Annotated in this window: 10 protein-coding genes; all 10 read left to right on the top strand. The window is 58.2% G+C overall.

Annotation, left to right across the window (positions count from 1 at the left end):
• The first annotated feature begins 554 nt into the window (after positions 1-554).
• The 10 genes from mgtA (at position 555) to ACIOVB_RS05555 (ending at position 15716) form a co-directional block, all read left to right on the top strand.
• Positions 555-3254 (top strand): magnesium-translocating P-type ATPase, encoded by a 2700-nt coding sequence (mgtA, locus tag ACIOVB_RS05510; protein ID WP_401265605.1) that lies wholly within the window; start codon positions 555-557, stop codon positions 3252-3254.
• Positions 3255-3396: 142 nt separating this feature from the next.
• Complete coding sequence (locus ACIOVB_RS05515; RefSeq protein ID WP_187676895.1) at positions 3397-4113, top strand: MgtC/SapB family protein; 717 nt, start codon at positions 3397-3399, stop codon at positions 4111-4113.
• 300 nt (positions 4114-4413) lie between these two features.
• Positions 4414-4944, top strand: a complete 531-nt coding sequence (locus tag ACIOVB_RS05520; protein WP_123448617.1) for a fimbrial protein — start codon at positions 4414-4416, stop codon at positions 4942-4944.
• Positions 4945-5050: 106 nt separating this feature from the next.
• Complete coding sequence (locus tag ACIOVB_RS05525) at positions 5051-7471, top strand: fimbria/pilus outer membrane usher protein (protein WP_401265608.1); 2421 nt, start codon at positions 5051-5053, stop codon at positions 7469-7471.
• 46 nt (positions 7472-7517) lie between these two features.
• Positions 7518-8264: a molecular chaperone gene (locus ACIOVB_RS05530; RefSeq protein ID WP_401265611.1), complete on the top strand. Its 747-nt coding sequence runs from the start codon at positions 7518-7520 to the stop codon at positions 8262-8264.
• A complete protein-coding gene (locus ACIOVB_RS05535) occupies positions 8261-9277 on the top strand; it encodes a fimbrial protein (protein ID WP_401265614.1) in 1017 nt (338 codons plus the stop codon). Before ACIOVB_RS05530 ends, ACIOVB_RS05535 begins: the two co-directional genes overlap by 4 nt.
• Before the next feature lie 148 nt (positions 9278-9425).
• Positions 9426-10613 (top strand): EAL domain-containing protein, encoded by a 1188-nt coding sequence (locus ACIOVB_RS05540; protein WP_401265615.1) that lies wholly within the window; start codon positions 9426-9428, stop codon positions 10611-10613.
• 153 nt (positions 10614-10766) lie between these two features.
• On the top strand, positions 10767-11393 hold the full coding sequence (locus ACIOVB_RS05545; protein WP_401265617.1) for a response regulator: 627 nt from the start codon (positions 10767-10769) through the stop codon (positions 11391-11393).
• Complete coding sequence (locus ACIOVB_RS05550) at positions 11394-15041, top strand: transporter substrate-binding domain-containing protein (RefSeq protein WP_401265620.1); 3648 nt, start codon at positions 11394-11396, stop codon at positions 15039-15041. It abuts the gene before it with no gap.
• 261 nt (positions 15042-15302) lie between these two features.
• On the top strand, positions 15303-15716 hold the full coding sequence (locus ACIOVB_RS05555; RefSeq protein WP_401265622.1) for a DUF4398 domain-containing protein: 414 nt from the start codon (positions 15303-15305) through the stop codon (positions 15714-15716).
• Positions 15717-15720: the final 4 nt, after the last annotated feature.

The raw sequence follows: 15720 nt of genomic DNA on the forward strand, positions 1-15720 counted from the left end.
CCGCATTCGCGAGCAGGCTCGCTCCCACAATGGTTCTGTGTACGCAGGACAAAATGTGGGAGCGAGCCTGCTCGCGAAGGGGCCATCAAAAGCACCACAAAATCCGAATCCTGAACCCTTCCTGAACGCCTCCCCACATTCCCCGAAACACCTCCTTTTGCCGGTTTACTCTCCAGACATCGAGGCGTAAGCTTCGCGCGTTTTCATCAATAGCGGAGACCCACAGTGGGTACTTGTTCGAGTGACAGTTGTCGGCCGGTCTCGGTAACCGGCAGATTCTCGGCAAGATAACGCGCCTCCTTTGTGCCGTTGTCTCGCCGTAATAGCGAGCAGCGGCATCCCGTGCATGGCCAGTCCTTGGTCGTGTCTCGACGTCCCTCTCATCGACACTGAAAGAGCGTGATTCCGACTTTTTAAAGTCGCCATCGCAGCCCTATCGACACGCCTGTCTTTTCTGACCGGCGCGCCAAACCTTGCCGTGCCGGTTTACCCGGCGAACGAGGCGCGGCCGTACCTGCTTGACGGTTTCCCGGCTGACCACAGGGGCAACAGCCATGAAACTTACGCTCAAGGAATTTTTCGCAGGCTTTCTGCGGACCCGCCACTTCGCCCGGCACTTCCGTCGCCTGGCGTTGCTGGAAACCATCAACGACACCACGGTCAGCCGTGAAGTCCCGCCCACTCTGGCCAACACGCTGGTCGATGCTGCGCATGGCGACAGCGCTGTGTTGCTGTCTTCAATGGGAACCCACGCCGAAGGCCTGACTGATTTCGAAGTCGACGCCCTGCGTGCGCAGTACGGCCTTAATGAAGTCGAGCACGAGCAGCCGCTGCCGTGGTGGACACACCTGTGGCACTGCTACAAAAACCCGTTCAATCTGCTGCTGACCTTGCTGGCGGTGATCTCGTGGCTGACCGAAGACCTCAAAGCCGCCGTGGTGATTTTCTCCATGGTGGTGCTGTCGACGCTGCTGCGCTTTTGGCAGGAAAGCAAATCCAACCAGGCCGCCGACGCACTCAAGGCCATGGTCAGCAACACCGCCACGGTGATGCGCCGTGACGCACCGCGCGCCGAGTTGCCGATCAAGCAATTGGTGCCGGGCGATCTGATCGTGCTGTCGGCCGGCGACATGATTCCCGCCGATTGCCGGGTGCTCAGCGCCAAAGACCTGTTCGTCAGTCAGGCGGCAATGACTGGCGAATCGATGCCGGTGGAGAAGTTCCCGCGTCAGGCTGATCGCGACACACGCAATCCGCTGGAGCTGGAAAATATCCTGTTCATGGGTACCAACGTGGTGTCCGGCACGGCGGTGGCAGTGGTTCTCACCACCGGCAACAGCACCTACTTCGGTGCCCTGGCGCAACGTGTCGGCGCGACTGATCGTGCGGTCACGTCGTTCCAGCTGGGCGTCAACAAAGTCAGCTGGCTGTTGATCCGTTTCATGTTCGTCATGGCGCCGCTGGTGCTGTTCATCAACGGTTTCACCAAGGGTGACTGGACCGAAGCGCTGCTGTTCGCGCTGTCGATTGCGGTCGGGCTGACCCCGGAAATGCTGCCAATGATCGTCACCTCGACGTTGGCCAAAGGCGCGGTGTTTCTGTCGCGCAAGAAAGTCATCGTCAAACGCCTCGATGCCATTCAGAACTTCGGCGCCATGGACGTGCTGTGCACCGACAAGACCGGCACCCTGACCCAGGACAAGATTTTCCTCGCGCGCAATGTCGACGTCTGGGGCGAAGACTCCGACGATGTGCTGGAAATGGCCTACCTCAACAGCTACTACCAGACCGGCCTGAAAAACCTGCTCGACGTGGCCGTACTGGAACACGTGGAAGTTCACCGTGAACTGAAAGTCGGCACCGCGTTTCGCAAGGTCGATGAGATCCCGTTCGACTTCAACCGTCGCCGTATGTCGGTGGTTGTCGAGGGGCGCGGTCAGCCGCATCAACTGATCTGCAAAGGCGCGGTGGAAGAAGTGCTGGCAGTGTGCAGCCGCGTGCGTCACGGCGACGTCGATGAAGCCTTGAGCGATGAATTGCTGACCCGGATTCGTCAGGTCACCGCAGCATTCAACGCTGAAGGCTTGCGCGTAGTGGCGGTGGCGGCCCGCTCGATGCCTGAAGGTCGCGACGTCTATAGCCTGGCCGATGAACAGGATCTGACGCTGATTGGTTACGTGGCATTCCTTGATCCACCGAAAGAAAGCACCGCGCCGGCGCTCAAGGCCTTGGCCGAGCATGGCGTAGCCGTGAAGGTGCTGACCGGTGACAACGAATGGGTGACCGCGAAAATCTGCCGCGAAGTCGGCCTCGCGCAACAGGGCTTGTTACTGGGCAACGATATCGAGCGCATGAGCGATGCCGAACTGGCCGAGGCGGTAGAGAAAACCAACGTCTTCGCCAAACTGACGCCGTCGCACAAGGAACGCATCGTGCGCATCCTCAAGGGCAACGGTCATGTGGTCGGTTTCATGGGCGACGGCATCAACGATGCGCCGGCGCTGCGCACGGCCGACATCGGTATCTCGGTGGATAGCGCGGTGGACATCGCCAAAGAGGCCGCGGACATCATCCTTCTGGAAAAGAGCCTGATGGTGCTGGAGGAGGGCGTGCTCGAAGGGCGGCGCACCTTCGCCAACATGCTCAAGTACATCAAAATGACCGCCAGTTCCAACTTCGGCAACGTGTTCTCGGTGCTGGTTGCCAGTGCATTCATTCCGTTCCTGCCGATGCTGCCCATGCATCTGTTGGTGCAGAACCTGCTCTACGACATTTCGCAGATCGCCATCCCGTTCGACAACGTCGATGAAGAGATGCTGAAAAAGCCGCAGCGCTGGCAGCCGGGCGACGTCGGGCGCTTCATGCTGTTCTTCGGCCCGATCAGTTCGATCTTCGACATCACCACGTTCGCTTTGATGTGGTACGTGTTTGATGCCAACACCCCGGATCACCAGACGCTGTTCCAGTCGGGCTGGTTCGTGGTGGGGTTGCTGACCCAGACGCTGATCGTGCACATGATCCGCACGCCGAAGATTCCGTTCCTGCAAAGCCGCGCAGCCCTGCCGCTGCTGGTAATGACCGGGATCATCATGGCGGTCGGCATCTTCCTGCCGATGGGGCCGCTGGCGCACTACTTCAAATTGCAGGCGCTGCCATCGCTGTACTTCGTGTTCCTGCCGGTGATTCTGCTGGCGTACATGGCGTTGACCCAAGCGGTTAAAGGTTTCTACATCCGCCGGTTCGGCTGGCAATAACAGCAGTACAACGCTGTTCCCCGTGTGGGAGCGAGCCTGCTCGCGAAGGCGTCGTGTCAGTTGCATTTATGTTGGCTGACATACCGCTTTCGCGAGCAGGCTCGCTTCCACAGGGGATTGGTATGTTTTCAAGGACAAGACTATGCAAGCCATCAACAACCTCAACCTGACCTCGCTGCTCGACACCCTGATCAGCCTCAGCGCCGCGTTCATCCTCGGCGGTCTGATCGGCTTCGAACGCCAGTATCGGCAACGCACTGCCGGCCTGCGCACCAATGTGCTGGTGGCGGTCGGCGCAGCGATTTTCGTCGACATGGCCAACCGTCTCGCCGGCGCTGAAGGCGCGGTGCGCGTGGTTGCCTACGTGGTGTCCGGTATCGGTTTTCTCGGCGCCGGCGTAATCATGCGCGAAGAGGGCAATGTGCGTGGCCTCAACACCGCCGCGACCCTGTGGACTTCCGCCGCCGTCGGCGCCTGCGCGGGTGCTGATCTGCTCGCCGAAGCCGTGCTCGGCACACTGTTCATCCTCGCCGCCAACACCTTGCTGCGGCCGATCGTCAACAACATCAACCGTCAGCCGCTGGACGTGGTCTCGGCGGAAGTCACCAACATCGTCTACGTGATCGCCCGCCGCTCGCAGCAGAAAGCCGTGTTCGCCTTGCTCGAAGCCGAACTGGAACGCAGCAATTACCCGGCCAGCGATGTCGACGTACATGCCTTCGGCGCCGATGAAATCGAGATCGAAGCGACGCTGGCAACCACCTCGGTTGATGGTGATGAACTGGACGCACTGGTCGCGCGGATCTCGACGTCGTCGCTGGTGGTGCAGGCGTTCTGGAGTCCAAGTACTACCGATTAGCGCTGGGAAATGTCCTACATCTCGGAGAGAAAGAACTTACATTTTCACTAGGGGGCATCACTCATTATTTTCCCCGGAGCAGAGATGCCCGGCGTCCTTAATAATCAGTGAGGCATCACTTTTTTCATAACTGTTGGGCCAAGAAAATACCGGCGGCGATGGCCAAAAGTATGGGGGCTTCAGTTGTCGAAATAAGCCATGGTTTATTTGTTACAGCGATAAACCAGGTTGCCGCTCGTGAGTTATTTGGGAAGCCAGGCCGCTGGGCCTGATAAATAACTATCCCTAGAGATGCCTACGATGAATAAGTTTTTCGCTGTGACTACCGCTGCTGTTGCCATGAGCCTTGCTTCTTTCGCCAATGCTGCGCCTGCAACCGGCAACCCGGGCACCGTGCGTTTTATCGGTGAAATCGTTTCCGGTGCGTGCGGTATCGACGCCAACTCCCTTGATCAAACTGTTTCGCTGGGTCAGGTGCCGTCGAACCGTTTCAAGGCTACCGGTGATCGCTCCGACCCGGTCAAGTTCGACATCGTCCTGACCGACTGCGACACCACCACCCAGAAGAACGCCCGCTTCACCTTCAGCGGCGTGCAGGATCCATCGGTTCCAGCGCTGTTCGCCACTACTGGCCTGGCCCAGAACGTCGGCATCCGCTTGCAGGCCAGCGCTGGTGAAATGCTCGATAACGGTAAGGAGCAGGTCGCGCCGGTCGTTCTGCAAGACGGCAACAACACCGTGACCTTCGCTGCCATGTACGAAGCCACCGCGGCTGCCGTGACCACCGGTGAAGCGGACAGCGTTGCCAACTTCACTGTTGCCTACAACTGATACGCCCGTATCGATTGTTTTAAGGAAAAGGGGCGATAGCCCCTTTTTTCTTATCCGTAAGAACACTGTTTAAAGGGTATTGCCCGTGTACTGCCGCACACTTTTCGTGTCTTGCGTATTGATCATCTCTGCGCGCTATTCAAATGCCGTGGAGTTCAATTCGGAGTTTCTGAATATTGATCGTAAAGACAATATCAGCCTCGGACAGTTTACCCATGCCCAATACACTGTGCCCGGCAGTTACTTGCTGGATATCACGGTCAATCAGCGTTACTTCGGCAACCGTTCCATTGAATTCAAAAGTGCTGACGATCCGCAGGAAAGTTACGCCTGCCTGCCGGAAGAACTGGTGGCGATGTTCGGTTTGAAACCGGACGTCTTGAAGGGCCTGCCAAGATTAGCTGGCGGCCAGTGCGTTGATTTGCGCGGGATCGACAACGCCAGCATCAAGTACATCAAAAGTCTGGGCCGACTCTCGATCAGTCTGCCGCAGGCGACGTTTGAATATGACGATCCCAATTACATTCCCCCGGCTGCCTGGAGCGAGGGGCTGGACGGCGCATTGCTCGATTACCGGGTGATCGCCAACAGCCGCCAGTCCACGGCGTCCGGAGACTCCCGTTCGTTGCAAAGTTACGGCACCGCCGGGTTGAACATTGACGCCTGGCGGATTCGTGCCGATTACCAGGCCCGGCAAGAGTCCGGTAACCAGAGCGGCGACATCAATAGCAAAGCGTTCCAGTTGAACCGTCTCTATGCCTATCGCGCCTTGCCGGCCATTCGCTCGAAACTGTCGGTAGGCGAAGATTATTTGAACTCCGATGTGTTCGATACGTTTGCGCTGCGTGGTGCGACGCTGAGCAGTGACGACCGCATGCTGCCGCCCAGTTTGCGCGGTTATGCGCCGTTGATCAGTGGTTTGGCGCGGACCAACGCGACCGTGACCGTGTCGCAGCAGGGTCGGGTGTTGTACTCGACCACGGTGACTCCCGGCGCATTCAGTATTCAGGATTTGAACAGCAGCGCCCAGGGCACGCTGGACGTCACCGTGCGCGAAGAGGACGGCACCGAGCAGACCTTCACGGTCACCACTGCGGCGGTACCGTTTTTGTCCCGCGAGGGCGAGTTGCGCTACAAGGTCTCGGCCGGGCAGCCGCGACTCAACGGCGCCGGCGGCACCGAGCCGGGGTTTATTGCTTCAGAGATCGCCTACGGTTTGCCTCGGGACTGGACGGTGTATGGCGGCGTGCTTGCCGCTTCGGATTACCTGTCGGATGCCATCGGCGTCGGTAAGGATCTCGGGGTGTTCGGCGCCTTATCGGCAGACGTCACCACGTCGCGGGCCAAGCTGCGCTGGAGTGGCGAAACGGTGGTGGGTAATTCGTACCGGATCAACTATTCCAAGCGTTTCGATGACATTGGCACAGACCTGCGGTTTCTCGGCTACCGCTTTTCTGACAAGACGTTTACCAACTTCTCGCAGTTTGTCGGCGACCCTGATTCCTATTCGCTGAACTCGGGCAAGCAGCGTTATTCGGTGACGCTGGCCAAGCATTTTTCCTGGCTATCGACGAGTGTCTCCTACGACCATTCCACCTATTGGGATGCGGCGCCTTCCGAGCGTTTCGGTCTGTCGCTGGCACGCAGTTTTTCCATCGGCAACGTCAAGAACATCAATGCCAACCTGTCGGCCTATCAAACCCGCAATACGCGGCAGAACGAATCGCAGATCTATCTTGGGATTTCCATTCCGCTGGGCGGTAACTCGATGCTGTCGAGCAATATGCAGCGCTCGGGGACCGGAGCGTCGTCGGGCAACGTCGGTTATAGCCATGACGACGGCGATGGCCTGAATTATCAGGTGTATGGCGGGATCGGTGACAACCGCTACGTCAACGCTTATGTCGGCAAACGAGCATCCACCTATCGCGCCAACGCTTCTGCTACCACCGATGGCAGCACCTACCGTTCGCTGACCGGCGAGTTCGACAGTTCGCTGGTCGCCACCCGCTATGGCGTGTCGGCCCATGGCAACGGTTCGAATGGCGATACCCGGTTGCTGGTGTCGACCGAGGGTGTGCCGGACGTGGCGTTCAGTGGTCAGACCCGCTCCAACCAGGCCGGCTACGCGGTGATGGACGGTTTGCCATCGTTCCAGGCCTATGAGGCGCGGATCAACATGGAAAAGTTGCCGCTCAACACCGAAGTTTCCAACCCGGTGCAGCGTCTGGCGCTCACCGAGGGTGCTATCGGCTATGTCAATTTTTCCACTGCCCGTGGGCGTAACGCCTACGTGACGTTAACCCGAGCGGATGGCAAACCGGTGCCTTTCGGCGCGTCGGTGCAGGACAAACACACAAACAAGGAAGTAGGCATCGTCGGTGAAGCCGGGGTGACTTATCTGCTGGGCGTCAAAACGCAGGCTGAGTTGGTCGCGGTGTGGGACGACGTCAATCGTTGTGCCCTGGCCGCACTGCCTGAGGAAGACGTCGTGACCAACATCGCCAAACCCGTGCGCTGCCTTTAATCCGGGCCCGAAGTTGACTCGGCCCTTATCCTTGCGGAGAACCTTCATGCAATCTCTTTCATTGTCCACAACCCGTGGCCTGTTCAATCGATTGGGCCTCATTGCAGGCCTGTGTGTGCCGTTGTTGGCGAACGCGGCCGTGGTGCCGGATCGAACGCGAATCGTGTTCGAGGAGAGCGCGCCGTCGGTAAGCGTCACGCTCAGCAACAAGAACGCGCAGTTGCCCTTTGTCGTGCAGTCGTGGATCGAAAACGAAGCTGGCCAAAAGGTCACGACGCCGTTCATGGTGCTGCCGCCATTGCAGCGCATTGAACCCAGTGAAAGCAGCGTGCTGCGCATCGTGAAACTGCCTGAGCTGGCCTTGCCCAAAGATCGCGAGTCGGTGTTTTACCTTAACGTGCGCGAGATTCCACCCAAGACCCAGGCCGTCAATTCGATGCAGATCGCCTTGCAGTCGAAAATCAAGCTGTTCTATCGCCCGGCCTCGGTCAAACGCGAACGTGGCGAAGATCTGGCATTGGGCCTGAAGCTGAAAATAGATCCGGGCAGCAAACAGCTTTTGGTGGACAACCCGACGCCGTTCCACATCACCGTTGTCGGGTTGCTGGCCGGTGAGCAAAAGACTCGGATGCCGATCGACACCATCATGATCGCGCCCTATGCCAACGCACGCTTTCCATTGACCAGCACCGCGCTTACCTCGCTGCGGGTATCGAACATGAACGACTTCGGTGGGCAGACCGATACGCTGTTCAATTGCGTGGCAAACGTCTGCACGGGCGTCAAACCATGAAGCGCACGCAGCTCAGGCTTTGTCTGGCGATGCTGTTGCTGATGTTTTCTCAGGCGTCCTGGGCGATGTTGTGTAAATCGTTGAATGACGGTTCCTACCTGAGCGAATACATCGGCCCGGTGTCGGTGCCCGATACAGTGCCGGACGGCACGATCATCTGGCGCTCGAAAACGCATGTGGTGCCCGCCAAGTGCTTTAAGGTTCACGACATCCATTTTGCCGAAGACGACCCGATTTATTTCTACGGCAACCCGGCCGGATTGAACGCGACGCCCTGGGGTATCGAATTTGGTCTGGTGTACAAGGGGGTGACAGCCTGGGACGGTGACTGGAGCGCCAACCCCACCCAAGGGGTGAATACCGGTTTTGTTTCACGGGGCTGCCCGTCTGCCACCAATGATGCGGAGATGCTGCCGTGTTCGTTGGTCAGTCCGAGCATCGCGTTTCAGGTGGTGATCCGCAAACGCGGGCTGTTACCGCTGCAGCGGCCCTCACAAGATACGTACGACGTATTCCAGTTCGACGGGTTGTATGGACTCAATGGCGGGCCGGGCAACCCATTCGGCAATTTCCGCTTTCAACTCAGCGGCCTGCAAAATATTGTCGGGACGGCTTGCAGTGTTGATGTAACGGTAACTCCGGAGCCTGGAATCGTCGATTTCGGGATCATCCAGAAAACCGCCACCGGCCTCTCTCCGCCCAATCCGACTCGGCCGTTCAGCCTGGCGCTGGAGAAAAGATGCAGCACAGCGATCAACCTGGGCGCCACATTGGTCACGACTCAGCAGCAGGGTGATTACACGATTGTGCCGGCCAGTGATAGCCAGTTCGGCATTCAGGTGCGGGACTCACGCAATCAATTGGTGCCGATCAACGAACCTTTTCCGCTGGTCAACTTTCCGCCGGACGTGACTCATATCGACTTGCCGTTCAGTGCTTCAGTCGTATCGTTGGGCGATCCGAAGGTCGGGCCTTTCGAAGCGATCATGGTGGTGCAGATCATCTACTACTGAGGCAGGCGGCCGGCGCCAACGCCGCCATTTTTTTGCAGGCGCTATCTCTGGGAAATTTCCTACATGACTGTCGGATAAGTCCTTCGCAACGTGCTCTCGGCTGTCGCCAATATGCCTGCTCTCAGGTCGATTAAGCGATGAATTGACGATGGCCTCCCCACGTATTCTGGTGTTGGAAAATCAAGGTTTTGCGCGCAGCGTGCTGGTGAAGATGTTGCAGCGTCTTGGCGTACACGACGTGGTACAAGCCACGGATGGCGAACATGCGATGGTGCAGATGCACCTGTATGGCGGCGTCGACATCGTGCTATGCGACCTGACCGATCGCGGGCTCGATTGCCTTGAGTTTCTGCGGCGCGCCAGTCAAAGCGGCATGGTACGCGCGGTGGTGCTATGCAGCGAATTGCAACCGGAGTTGCATCGTGCGCTGGGGCAAATGCATTCGCTGGCCGGGCTGCAACTGCTCGGGATACTCCGTCGGCCGATTCAACTGCGCTCGCTGCATCGTCTCTTGCACCGCTTCAGTCTCGCTCGTGCAATGCCAGTGCCGAACGTGCTACGCAAAGAACTGCCCACTGAAGAAGAGGTGCGCCGCGGTCTTGCGTTGGGGGAGTTTCGTGCCTGGTTTCAGCCGCAGATAAAACTGCAGACCGGCACCGCCGTCGGGTTCGAGGCGCTTGCTCGATGGCAACATCCGTCACGGGGTGTGTTGCTGCCCAGTGAGTTCCTGGCGGCAGTGCTGGCGTATGACTTGATTGATCAGATGTTCAAAAGTCTGCTGGAGCAGGGCTTGAGCCTGATGGGGATCTTGCGTCGCCAAGGCGTCAACCTGACGCTGGCGTTCAACCTGCATGCCTCGCAACTGGCAAGCGGTGAACTGATCGAGCACATCAAACGGGCACTCGAGCGACATGCCTTCAAGGGTTCGACGCTGATGTTCGAACTGGCGGAAAACGGCTTGCTCGACAGCGCCCCCGGCATCCATGAAAACCTGCTGCGATTGAGGCTGTTGGGCTGCGGTTTGTCGGTCGATGACTTCGGCGTGGGCTTCTCTTCGCTCAAGCTGCTTTGCCGGCTACCCTTCAATCAGATCAAGCTCGATGGACGCTTTGTTCAGCGCCTGGATCGTCAACGCAATCGCGCCATGGTGACCTGCACACAGGGGCTGGCGCAGTCGCTGGACATGAGGCTGGTGATTGAGGGCGTCAGCAGTTCGCGGATTCGTGAGGGCCTGCTTGAACTGGGTTGTGACACTGGTCAGGGGTTTCACTTGGCCCGGCCCATGACTGGGCACGATCTGCTGCAATGGCTGGAAGCAATGGAGAATGCACGGTGAGTACTTCAGGGTTTACTCCGATGTATTTGCAGAAATTTCCTACACTTCATTCGAGCTCGTGTATTTTTGCTGCACGCACCGAATGGCTTGCTGTAACACTCACACTCATGGCCTTGACGATGTCGGTTGCCGGCGTGCTTTCCAGAGGTTTTTATGCTTAAAGCGATAGTTGTGGACGATCATCCGTTCATTCGCTCTTCGGTCAAGATGCTGCTCAAGCAGGAACAGTTCGAGGTCGTGGCGGAGGCAGACAACGGCGCCGACGCTGTGCAACTGGCCCGTGAGCATGCCCCGGATCTGATTATTCTGGATATCGCCATGCCCAAGCTCGATGGGCTGGAAGTGATTTCGCGCATCAGTGCACTGGGGCTGTCGAGCAAGATTCTGGTACTGACCTCGCAGTCGGCGCTGTTCTATTCCATGCGCTGCATGAAGGCCGGCGCCGCTGGCTATATCTCCAAGACCAACGACCTCGATGAGCTGATCAAAGCCATCAAGGCCGTGATGGACGGCTATACCTTCTTTCCCAATCTGGCCACCAGTTCGGTGCGGCGCAGCGATGTCGATACCTCTGATCTGGAACTGATCCAGAGCTTGTCCGATCGTGAGTTGGCGATCCTGCAACAGTTGTCCAACGGCCTGAGCAACAAAGAAATCGGTGAAGCGATGCTGCTGAGCAACAAAACCGTCAGCACTTACAAGACACGCCTGATCGAGAAGCTCAAGGTCAAATCGGTGGTGTATCTCGCCGATTTTGCCAAGCGCAATAACCTTGTTTAGATGAATACTTCCTTCAAAAAGTGCTTCGTCGGCCTCCTGTTGTCTGGCTTGCTGGTTGCCGGCAATACCTTTGCTGCTGCGCCTGAAACATTGCAGTTGCTTGGGCGTTCGACGGTCGATGAGTATTCGGTTTCACTCGATGAGGCGGACTGGAGCTGGTTGCGGCATCGCAAAACTCTGTTGCTGGGTGCTTCGGCTCCCGATTACTCACCGTTTGGCATTACCACCAATGACAATGACTACGAAGGTCTGACGGCCGACTATGCGCAATTGATCGCTCAGTTGCTGCATATCAAGGTCGAGGTGCGTCGTTTTGAATCGCGTACCGAGGTGCTGGCTGCGCTCAAAAGCGGTGAGATTGATTTGCTTGGCACCGCTAATGGCTACGAGGCGGTGGATCCCGACCTGGCGATTTCCCATTCGTACGCCGACGATCAGCCGACGTTGCTGACCCGTATCGGCGACAACCAGAACCTGCCGGTGGATCTGGCTGGCAAGCGCGTGGCGATGCTCTATCACTATTTGCCGCCAGAAGTGGTGAAGGCGTTCTATCCCAAGGCCATCATTCAGTTGTACCCCTCGACCTTGAGCGCTATCGGTGCGGTGGCGTTCAGCCAGGCGGACGTGTACCTGGGCGACTCGATCAGTTCCAACTACCTGATCAGCAAAAATTACCTCAATAACGTGCAGCTCAGTGATTTCTCGCGGATGGAAGTGCAGCCATTCGGCTTTGCCGTGAGTCGTGGCAATGACCGACTGTTGCGTATCCTCAATACGGCGCTGGACACGATTCCCACCAGTGAACGCATGAGCATTTTGCGCCGCTGGAGCGCCGGGGGCGCGACCATGCCCGGGCGACAGATTCTGCATTTCAGCGTCAGCGAGCAACGCTGGCTGGAGCGTCATCCCAGGATAAAAGTGGCGATCAACGAGAATTTTCTACCGCTGACGTTCTTCGACAGTGAAGGTAATTTTCGTGGCATCAGTGCCGATGTCCTGGCCAAGGTCAGCCTGCGCACCGGCCTGAAATTCGACGTGCAACGGGCCGAGTCGGTCAGTGACCTTGTCGATCGGGTGACCAGTGGCAAGGCTGACATGCTTGCAGCGTTTACTCCCAGTACCGAGCGTGAAGGCGATTTACGTTTTACCCGGCCTTACCTGACCAACCCGTTCGTATTGGTCACGGCCAGCGGCGATGCAAATCCCCAGACCCTGGATCAAATGGCCGGCAAGCGCTTGGCATTGATTCGCGGCAACGTACTGCGCGAATACCTGGTGGAGCAGTTCCCTCAGGTGCACCTGGTGACGGCGCAGAATGCTGCCGACGCGATGAACATGGTTGCGCAGGGCGAAGTCGACGGTGCGATCAACTCTTTGATCAATGCCCGCTACTTGATCTCCCGCCAGTATCGCGGCCGGTTGCAAGTCACCAGCACCGTAGGGACTCAACAGGCGCGCATAGCGCTGGCCACCGATCGTGGTGCACTGGAGTTGTACTCGATTCTCGACAAGGCGCTGTTGAGCATTTCCCCTGAAGAAATGGATGAACTGACCAACCGCTGGCGTACTGACGTCGTGGTCGACGACAGCTATTGGTTACGCCACCGCAGTACGATCATTCAAGGGTTCGTCATTGCCGGTGTCTTGCTGCTGGTGGCGTTCGGCTGGATTGCTTACCTGCGCATGCTGATGCGCAAGCGGCGCCAGGCTGAAATCGCCCTCAACGACCAGATGGAGTTCATGCGCGTGTTGATCGACGGCACGCCGCACCCGATCTATGTGCGCGACCGCGACGGACGGCTGGTGACCTGTAACAGCGGTTACCTGCAAGTGTTTGGCGTTGAACGCGAGGCGGTGATCGGCAAAACCGTGACCGACGGTGTGCTGAGTGACCCTGTCGAAGCGCAGGGCTTTGCAAGCGATTACCGGCAAGTCATGGATGAAGGCGTGCCGCGGATTGAGGATCGAAAACTCAGTCTGGGAGACGGTCGTGTCCTGACTATTTATCACTGGATGCTGCCTTACCGTGGCAGTGATGGCGAAGTCAGCGGCATGATTTCCGGCTGGATCGACGTCAGCGAACGCCAGCAACTGTTGCACGAACTGCGCATCGCCAAAGACGGCGCCGACGATGCCAACCGCGCCAAGACGACGTTCCTGGCGACCATGAGTCATGAGATCCGCACGCCGATGAATGCCGTGATCGGGATGCTGGAACTGGCCATGAAAAAAGCCGATCAGGGCGTCATGGATCGTTTCGCCATCGAGGTGGCCTCGGGCGCGGCGCGGGGCTTGCTCGATCTTATCGGCGACATTCTCGACATCGCACGGATCGAATCCGGCCGTTTGTCGCTGGCGCCGGAGCGGGCCAATCTGCGTGAGCTGATCGAGTCGGTGGTGCGGATATTCGAAGGCTTGGCGCGACAGAAACAACTGCGCCTGCAACTGGATCTGGATGCGCTGGCCAACGTAGACGTATTGATCGATCCGCTGCGCTTCAAGCAAGTGCTGTCGAATCTGTTGAGCAATGCGATCAAGTTCACCGAGGTGGGCCACGTCGTTTTGCGCGTGCGGGTCGAATCTGCAATTGACCAGGATCGGTTGGCGCTATGCCTGCGGGTCGAAGACAGTGGTCGCGGGATATCCGTCGAAGATCAGCAACGGCTGTTCACGCCGTTCACGCAGGCTGGCAACCATGGCCAGTCTGCGCAGGGCGGTTCCGGGTTGGGGCTGGTGATCAGCCGCACCTTGTGCGAAATGATGGGCGGCACGCTGACGATGCACAGTCAGTTGGGGCAGGGCACGCAGATTGAGGTGCGCCTGAGTTTACCCACCCTCCAGCCCCAGGCCCGCGTTGTGGTAGCCGAGATTGAACCGGTGACGGTCAGTCGGGCGCTGAATATCCTGGTGATCGATGACTATCCGGCCAACCGTTTGTTGTTGTCTCAACAGCTGACTTATCTGGGGCACCGGGTCACGGACGCTGAAGATGGCGCCCATGGTTTGCGGGCCTGGCGCAACGAGACTTTCGATGTAGTCATCACCGATTGCAACATGCCGATCATGAACGGCTACGAGTTGGCGCGGGCGATACGTGACGAAGAGGGTGCACGAGCATTACCGCGCAGCCTGGTACTGGGTTTCACCGCCAATGCACTGGCTGAAGAAAAGGTGCGTTGCGCGGAAGCGGGCATGGACGATTGCCTGTTCAAGCCCATCAGCCTCAAGGATCTGAATGCGCGTCTGGCCTCTGTCACGCCTCACGACCGGCCTGCAACCGAAGGTGAGGATAGCGGCGTGGCGGACGGCGGCGCTGATTTTGACCTGAGCAGTCTTGAGCAACTGACCCGCGGTGACCGGGCGTCAATCAAGAGCCTGCTGACGGATCTGGCCACCAGTAATGACGACGACATGGCCAAACTCATGCGTCTGTTTACGCAGCATGATTTGCCAGGATTGGCGGATCTTGCACACCGGGTCAAAGGTGGCGCACGGATTATCAAGGTGCAGTCACTGATCGAGGCCTGTGAGGCCTTGGAAGCCGCCAGTGAAGGTCTGGATTCGGCGGTGTTGATCGAGGCGGTGGACGCCCTGCAGCAGGCCATGGAACACCTCGCCGCGCAATTGGAAACCTACTTGGCGAACTGATCGCGGTTCGCTGGATTTTTTACGATTTGAACGTCGATATTTGCGAATTTTCCTACATTCGCCAATGCCCCTCTCTCGCTAACGTGCCGTGGTGTCAGCCGAAGGCTGATTCAGACAACGGGCGATCGATATGGACTGTCAGCGCAACGCTGACGGCCCCTATCGAAGCGCCGCACGCAACGAGCAGGGTCACTGATTCTCGGTAACGCCGACCCCTTTCACGCTGCGTGTCATCCCACTTTTTATTGTTTGGAGCAGTTGATGAACTTTCAACATCTGTCTTCCCGTGCGCGACTTTCGGTCAGCGTGCTGGTTGTCGCGGCAGCTTTGAGTGCCTGTGCCAGTGCACCGATTCCGGAGCAACAGATTTCGCTGTCCAAAGATGCGGTCAATCGTGCCGTTTCGGCAGATGCGACCCAATATGCCCCGCTGGAAATGAAGGCAGCGCAGGACAAGATGTTCCTGATGGAGCGCGCCTTGGGCGAAACAAATTACCCGCAAGCCAAAGTGCTGGCTGAGCAGATCGAAGCTGACGCCAACCTGGCCGAACGCAAGTCGCGGGCTGTGAAGTGGCAGAAGCAATTGTCAGACGCCCGCAGCGGCATCCAGGTGCTCAAGCAGGAAATGCTGCAAGACCCGGTCACCGGCTTCAATCCGCCTGTCAGCGCTCAATAAGGAA

The organism is Pseudomonas sp. NPDC087639, from assembly GCF_044743385.1.
In the GTDB taxonomy this organism is placed as follows: Bacteria; Pseudomonadota; Gammaproteobacteria; order Pseudomonadales; family Pseudomonadaceae; genus Aquipseudomonas.